The 7,175-nt window shown below is 55.4% G+C and carries 5 protein-coding genes; all 5 read right to left on the bottom strand.

Features of this window, described 5'->3' with window-relative positions; all coding sequences use genetic code 11:
* Positions 1-111: 111 nt before the first annotated feature.
* Entirely contained in the window at positions 112-1,560 is a 1,449-nt protein-coding gene (locus tag BLP63_RS07480; RefSeq protein WP_092590277.1) for an FAD-dependent oxidoreductase, read from the bottom strand.
* Complete coding sequence (locus tag BLP63_RS07475) at positions 1,557-3,182, bottom strand: NAD(P)/FAD-dependent oxidoreductase (RefSeq protein WP_092590276.1); 1,626 nt, start codon at positions 3,180-3,182, stop codon at positions 1,557-1,559. The genes BLP63_RS07480 and BLP63_RS07475 overlap by 4 nt, the downstream gene beginning before the upstream one ends.
* Positions 3,183-3,239: 57 nt before the next feature.
* Positions 3,240-4,757: a glycerol kinase GlpK gene (gene glpK / locus BLP63_RS07470; RefSeq protein WP_092590296.1), complete on the bottom strand. Its 1,518-nt coding sequence runs from the start codon at positions 4,755-4,757 to the stop codon at positions 3,240-3,242.
* Positions 4,758-4,926: 169 nt separating this feature from the next.
* The gene (locus BLP63_RS07465) at positions 4,927-5,670 is read right to left on the bottom strand and encodes a pseudouridine synthase (protein WP_092590275.1); all 744 of its coding nucleotides are present in this window, start codon (positions 5,668-5,670) and stop codon (positions 4,927-4,929) included.
* A 96-nt stretch (positions 5,671-5,766) separates the two neighbouring features.
* Positions 5,767-7,104 (bottom strand): RsmF rRNA methyltransferase first C-terminal domain-containing protein, encoded by a 1,338-nt coding sequence (locus tag BLP63_RS07460; protein WP_092590274.1) that lies wholly within the window; start codon positions 7,102-7,104, stop codon positions 5,767-5,769.
* Positions 7,105-7,175 lie beyond the last annotated feature (71 nt).

Below are 7,175 nucleotides of genomic sequence, written 5' to 3'. Positions count from 1 at the left end.
ATTAATTTTTTTGAACTAAAAAAGACAGATGGTCATCAAAAATTGATTTCCATCTGTCCCTTCTATTGGGGACTATTATGCAACAGCCCCTTTTTTTATGATATACCATACTTATAGTTTGTCCACTTTGTTCAAACATCTTGTTGCAATCACATCCACACCAAGCCCCAGCAGATCGCGGCATAATATTTCACCAAGCGCGACCGGCGCCTGCACCTCAATCTCAGACAAAGCTTGAGCTGCTTCTCTCAGCTTGTCCCTCGGTACCGGGGCTGTCGTTTTGCATGGCAGCCGCGGCCACAGCGCGTCTCGAACAGCGACCGTTGTGGTCAATACAGCGCTGGGATCCTGCAGCTCTTGAAGGGCATATTCATAGCCTCGCCTGCATCCATAGCCGGTTGGTTCTCCCTTTTCATCAACAGTCATCCTACAGCTCTTTGGACAGATGATACAGATAATTGGCGAAGCTGCCCTACAGTTAGCTTCAGTGTCAGAAACTGAAAACTCTGCTTTTCGACAAGGACTTTCAAGTTTTTTAGACTCAAAAGGGCTCTTGCAGCTTTCCCGTCCTTCTGCGTGACACCCCAGAAAAGCGGCCGCATACCGCCCAGCAAGGGCAGCCTCTCTCGAAACCTCATCCACGAGATCATAAACGCGGTACGCATTACCACAGGCGAAAATCCCAGGCACCTCAGTCTGCATCCGCCCATCCAGGACCAGGCCGTTGGTACGGCCCAGGGTTTGGATGCCCGCCATGGCAGACAGCTCATTTTCCGGAATCAAGCCTACAGAAAACAAGACCAGATCACAGGAAATCCGCAGAGACTCACCGCCGTTCACTGGTGCTATGACCACACTGGAAACTCTCGATACGCCCTCAATAGCTATCACCCTGTGCGCAAGAAACAAAGGGATGGAAAACGCGTTCAGGCACTGGGAAACGTTTCTGGGCAGTCCGGCAGGCGTTTCTCGAATCTCAATCACCGCAGCGACTTCGACGCCCTCCAGGACCAAGCGCCTCGCCATGATGAGCCCAATATCCCCTGAGCCTACAATGACCGCACGTTTGCCGAGCGCATAGCCCTCAATGTTTATGAGTCTCTGCGCCGTCCCTGCGGCGTATACCCCCGCCGGCCTGCTTCCCGGCACCGCCACTGCCGCTCTGGTGCGTTCCCTGCAGCCCATTGCCAAAATGACCGCCATTGGACTCAGCTTTTCATAACCGTCTTCTTTGCTGTACAGTATCACATTCCGCTCTTGATCCAGGCTCGCTGCAAAGGTTTCCATCATAAATGCCACCCCTGCCGCTTCAGCCTCCGCCACAAGACGCTGGGCATATTCGGGGCCCGTCAGCGCTTCGCCATAATGAAAAAGACCAAAGCCGGTATGGACACATTGATTTAAAATGCCCCCCGCCTCGCGTTCCCTGTCCACCACCAGCACGTGTCCAACACCGCAGCGCTTTGCCTCTGTTGCCGCGGACAACCCTGCTGGCCCCGCGCCAATCACCAGTAAATCCGGAGACCGTTTTTCAACGCCACTCTGCGCTTTCGTTTTCACAGGCCCTTCCCCCTTCTGGGATAGACCATCCTGGCACCTGAATGCTCCAGTACAATCTCAGTCTCAGGAATCTCAAGCGCCTTTGAAAGGATTTCCAAAATTTTAGGTGTGCAAAACCCGCCCTGACACCGCCCAGCTCCTGGCCTGACCCTTCTCTTCACGCCATTGACTGATCGAGCCCCCACAGATCGCCGGATGGCATCCAAGACTTCAGCTTCACTGACCATTTCACAACGGCACACAATGTTAGAAAACCGCGGCTCCGCTTCAATGGCACGAATGCGCTGCGCCTCTGTCATCTCCGCCAAAACCGGACGTGGTCGCCGCCCAGGACTAAAACGCGGATTTTCAATATACCCCGGTAAAGCTTCACGAATCAACTCAAGCAAAGCCTGAGAAATGGCAGGCGCCGCTGACAGTCCAGGGGATTTTATCCCCGCGCCGTGAATCCAGCCCGGATAATTCCTGGAAGCTCTAATGATAAAATCCTTTTCAGAGGGTTCAGCCCGAATACCCGAGAAATTCGCAATCCCCAAATGAAATGGAATGCCCGGCACAAGCAGCTCAGCTTTTGACCTGACATAGGCTAAACCTGCCGCGGTCGTCTGAACAGCTTCCGCCTCATCCCAGGGAAGGCTTTCATTGTCCGGCCCTATCATGACATTGCCGTGAAGCGTTGGAATGACTAAAACGCCTTTTCCAGTCGCGGTTGGCGCTGGATAGATGACACGCTGCACAAGGGGACCCGCTGCCTTGTCCAGGACAAAGTATTGGCCGCGCCTCGGCGTCATCTCAAACTCCGGGATGCCATCGTTAATCAGCGCTGACAGCTCACTGGCGTGAATGCCGGCAGCGTTGATGACCACCCGGCAAAAAAACGACCCTTTAGTGGTCTTCAGCTCAAAGAGCCCATCTTCTGACACAGGCGCTGGTGAAGACCCAGGCGCCGGCGAAGCTCCAGTCGCACGCGAAGACCCAGCTTCCATAGCAGGTGGTCCCTGTCCCCGCCTGACAACATGAAGCTGTCCACCTGGAGGGACTGCGCCCGTTACTTCAGTTTCCAGCAGTAGATGGATCCCATTGTCAACGGCCGACTCAAGCGCCGCGATGGCTACCTCCCACGGATCGACGACCGCAGTCGTTGCCGCCATTAAAACCCGGCTGACCCGCTTGGACAAATGAGGCTCCAACTGGCGAGCCTGAACCCCCTCCAGCAATTCAAGACCTTGTACGCCATTCTTTTCGCCTCGGCCCATGAGACTTTCAAGGGTCTTCTCCTCCTCTTCTGTCATTGCCGCGACAAAAGAGCCCGTTCGCCTGTAGCCAAAGGATAACTCTCTGGAAAGCCCTTCATAAAGCCTGCTGCCCTTAACATTCATGCTCGCCTTCAAACTCCCCGGCTCAGGGTCGTACCCGGCATGAATGATGCCGCTGTTTGCCTTAGTCGCGCCAAGGGCGACGTCCGGCTCCTTTTCCACCACCGCCACCCGCCAGGAAGTCTTTGCGAGCTCATAGGCCAACAGCGCGCCTGTTATGCCAGCCCCAATGATAATAACATCATAGGGGCCGCCTTCAAAGTTTCCTTCGAGCTTCTTTGACTCTGCGGCATTCTGAAGTGCCATTCCCTCGCCCCCCTCGTCCCTTAAACCCTAAGTCAAACCAGCTGTATTTATTATCCTTCACTGAGCACCAGTTTCACTGCGCACCTGCTTGACCGCCCGCCTCCAGCCCGCGTAGAGTGCATCACGGCGCGCCGCCTCCATATGGGGCTCAAAGTGCTTCGCGTTGGCATTAAGTGCTTTGATCTCTTCCAGGGATCCGTATACCCCTGCGCCCAGGCCCGCGAGCAAAGCAGCGCCCAGCGCAGTCGACTCCATGACCTCAGGACGATCCAGCGACACCCCCAGCAAATCCGCCTGAAATTGCATCAGAAATTCGTTGCCTGTCGCACCGCCGTCTGCTTTCAAGGCGCAGAGCGGCATCCCGGCGTCTCCGCTCATAGCTTCAACCACGTCCCTTGTCTGATAGGCAATCGCTTCCAGCGTCGCCCGCACAATCTGGTCTCTTCCGGAGCCCCGAGTCAGGCCTACAATAGCCCCTCGGGCATACATATCCCAGTAAGGCGCGCCCAGCCCTGTAAACGCCGGTACCACATAAACGCCACCGGTATCTTCGACCCGCCTTGCGATCTCCTCGCTCTCCGGCGCCGTTCGAATCAGCTGAAGCTCATCCCTCAGCCACTGCACCGCGGCGCCCCCTATGAAAATAGATCCTTCCAGGGCATAGGTCGCCTTACCCTCTTTCAGGCCCCAGGCCACCGTCGTTAAAAGTCCGGACTCTGAAACCACTCGCTGATTACCCGTGTTCATGAGAATAAAGCAGCCCGTCCCATAAGTGTTTTTGGCTTCTCCCGGTTCAAAGCACCGCTGACCGAAGAGCGCCGCCTGCTGATCCCCAGCGACGCCTGAGATCTGCAGCTGGATACCCCCAAAGACAGAGGGATCCGTCCACCCAAACAGACCAGCGGAAGGCCGAATCTCCGGCATCATACTTTCAGGAATATCAAAGATCTCGAGAAGGTGCGAATCCCATGCCAGCGTATCCAGATTGAACAAAAGCGTGCGGCTGGCATTCGAGACATCCGTGGCATGAACCCGGCCCCGGGTCAAATTATAAATCAGCCATGTGTCCACCGTACCAAAACACAATTCTCCGCGCTGTGCTTTTTCCCTTGCCCCGGGCACCTCATCCAGAATCCACCGGATCTTGGTCGCGGAAAAATACGCGTCCACCACAAGCCCCGTCGCCGTCCGTATATACGCTTCGTGACCAGCACGCTTTACAGCCTCACATAACTGCGCCGTTCGCCTGCACTGCCAGACAATGGCCGGATAGACCGGCTTACCGGTCTCCCGTTCCCAGACCAGCGTGGTCTCCCTTTGATTGGTGATCCCCAGCGCCGCGACCTCAGAAGGCGACACCCCCGTCTTTTCCAGCACCTCCTGAGCGACCCCAAGCTGCGTCCCCCAAAGCTCTGAGGGATCGTGCTCCACCCATCCCGGCTGAGGATAATACTGCTTGAAGTCCTTTTGCGCCATGCTGACAATCCGCCCCTGTGTATCGAACAGCACCGCCCGGGAGCTCGTAGTTCCCTGGTCCAGCGCGAGCAGATAGCGCTTTTCCTCTCCCTTGGCCATTGTAACGGCCGTACCGTTTGTTCCGGCGTCTTTCTTAACCCCAGCTGAATTCAAACCTATCCGCCTCCCAGTTTAAATTACCATCACAACGCCCAGGGATTTTTTGCCGATGGTCACCAGAACCCCCAAACGCACCCAGCCTTCAATCTTAAACCTCACAACACTTGAATTATTCTTCCCCAACGCCTGCCTGAGCCAGCAGCGCCTGAGCCTCTTCCTCCGTGAGTGCCCTGTATTCCCCCGGCATCAGATCCGGATCCAGCTTCAGGGGCCCCATGCTGATCCGCTTCAAAAAGACGACAATCCGCCCCCTGGATTCAAACATTCGCTTAACCTGATGGAACTTGCCCTCATAGATGGTAAGCCGGGTTTCACTCTTGTGATCTCCTGACGAGAGAATCTCCAGCTCTGCAGGCATGGTCACATAGCCGTCCTCCAGAACGACGCCCGCTTTGAAAGCCTCAATATCCTTGCCATTGACCGGTCCGTCAACCGTAGCCTCATAAGTCTTTGCCACATGCCTTTTGGGAGAAAGCAGCCCATGGGCAAGGCCACCATGGTTGCTGAGAAGCAGCAGGCCTTCCGTATCCTTGTCAAGGCGTCCAACCGGAAAAACATCATAGACCTGGTCTTCTTCCTCGAGCAGGTCCACAACCGTTTGCTCCCGCCTGTCCTCCGTTGCAGACACTACCCCCTGCGGCTTGTTCATCATGAAATAAACATGCGCTTTATAAATGACAGGCTCGCCTTTGTACAGAACCACCTGCGTCTCCGGATTGATGTGAACGCTGGCGGATTTCGCTTTTGCGCCGTCTACCTCAACCCAGCCATGGCGAATATATTTTTTAACTTCACTTCTTGTGCCTATGCCCACATGGGCAAGCAGCTTATCAAGCCTCATAGTCTTAGCCATAATGTCTCTCCTGTCCTTTGCCGACTTGTCGGCCTGGTTTTCTTGTTTGATCAGCGGTTTCTGCCCGCTGCCTCACCTGATGCAGCCCGGAAGGCGCTAAAGCATCCGCCACGCCGCCGGGTATTGATTCTTCAAAACGCCTTTACTAAGTTTTCCCCAGCCTAATGGGTAATCCTCGACGCAAATGAGATTGAGGCCATCTTCTCCTTCTATGCTCAGGGTCTCGCCCTTTAAATAGCGAATGACTTCAAAGGCGCCTGCCTCGAAACGAATAACGCGTTTGACTTCCCCGGCCTTTAGCCCCATGGCAAAGGCACCCGAAGGGTTGAACCTGCCGTTTTTTTCTTCGCCCAGATACCAGCCGCTGCGGCTTACCCTGAGCCCCTGTGTGGTGGGGAGTCCCTCCGGGAGACGGTAGAGCTTGCCTTCGTTTTGATAAAATTGCCCGGTGAGCTCAATGGTCAGATTCTCTGCTTCGAAGCTGCGGTAAGCTTCTGTGGGCTGCGACGTTTTCGTTGGAATGGTTTTGGGGGTTAGAGAGGGTGGGATTTCGCGACCATCGGCATGCTTTTCCAGGAGACCAATAAAATGGCCTTCCCCCTGGTGAAGGTGAGGCCACAGCCGTCCGTATCCCGTCCTGCAGTCCAGCCCAAGGGCTGCTTCCGGCAGCCGTTTGGAAAAGCCGCCATGGCGGGTCGTGAAGGCCTCCAGGGCCATTTCGTTTTCCAGTCGGTTAAAGGTGCAGGTCGAGTATACCAACCGGCCGCCAGATTTTAGCATTTTAGCCGTCTGGTCGAGGAGGCTGTCCTGCACGGCCCTGAAATTTCCAGGCGCTTCGACGGACCAAGCCTCAACCGCTTTGCGGTCCTTTCTGAACATGCCTTCACCAGAGCAAGGCGCATCGATCAGCGCCCGGTCAAAAACGCCGGCGAAACGGGCGCTCAGCTTCTCCTCGCTTTCATTGATCACGAGGACGTTAGTTGCGCCAGCCATTTCGAGGTTTCGAATCAGCGCTTTGATTCTGCCGGTGCTGATGTCATTCGCCACAATGGCCCCCTTGCCGCCTAACGCCGCGGCGATTTGAAGGGTTTTCCCGCCCGGACAGGCGCACAGATCCAGGACAGTCTCTCCCGGCTGCGGATCCAAAACGGCCACTGGCGCCATAGCGGACGGCTCCTGCAAATAATACAGCCCCGCGTGGTAATAAGGATGCTTTGCAGGACGGTCCTCTTCGTCATAGTAAAAACCATCCGTTGTCCAAGGGATTGGCTTCAGGTTGAACGGCGATATTTTTAGAAATGCCTCCACTTCAATCTTCAGGCGGTTGACCCTGAGGCCATAGCGCCGGTCTGCCTCATAGCTCTTCAGGAAGGCCTCCGTCTCGTCCCCGAGCAGCGCCTGGATTTCAGTCATAAATGCTTCAGGTAGCTTCAATCTTCTCACGACCTCACTTAGAATTGGCCATTATGTCGGAATTGCGCTTTCGTGGCCGCTGTCACCCCATT

It is taken from the genome of Acidaminobacter hydrogenoformans DSM 2784 (genome assembly GCF_900103005.1).
Taxonomy (GTDB): domain Bacteria; phylum Bacillota; class Clostridia; order Peptostreptococcales; family Acidaminobacteraceae; genus Acidaminobacter; species Acidaminobacter hydrogenoformans.
This window is presented reverse-complemented; position numbering and strand designations above follow the sequence as displayed.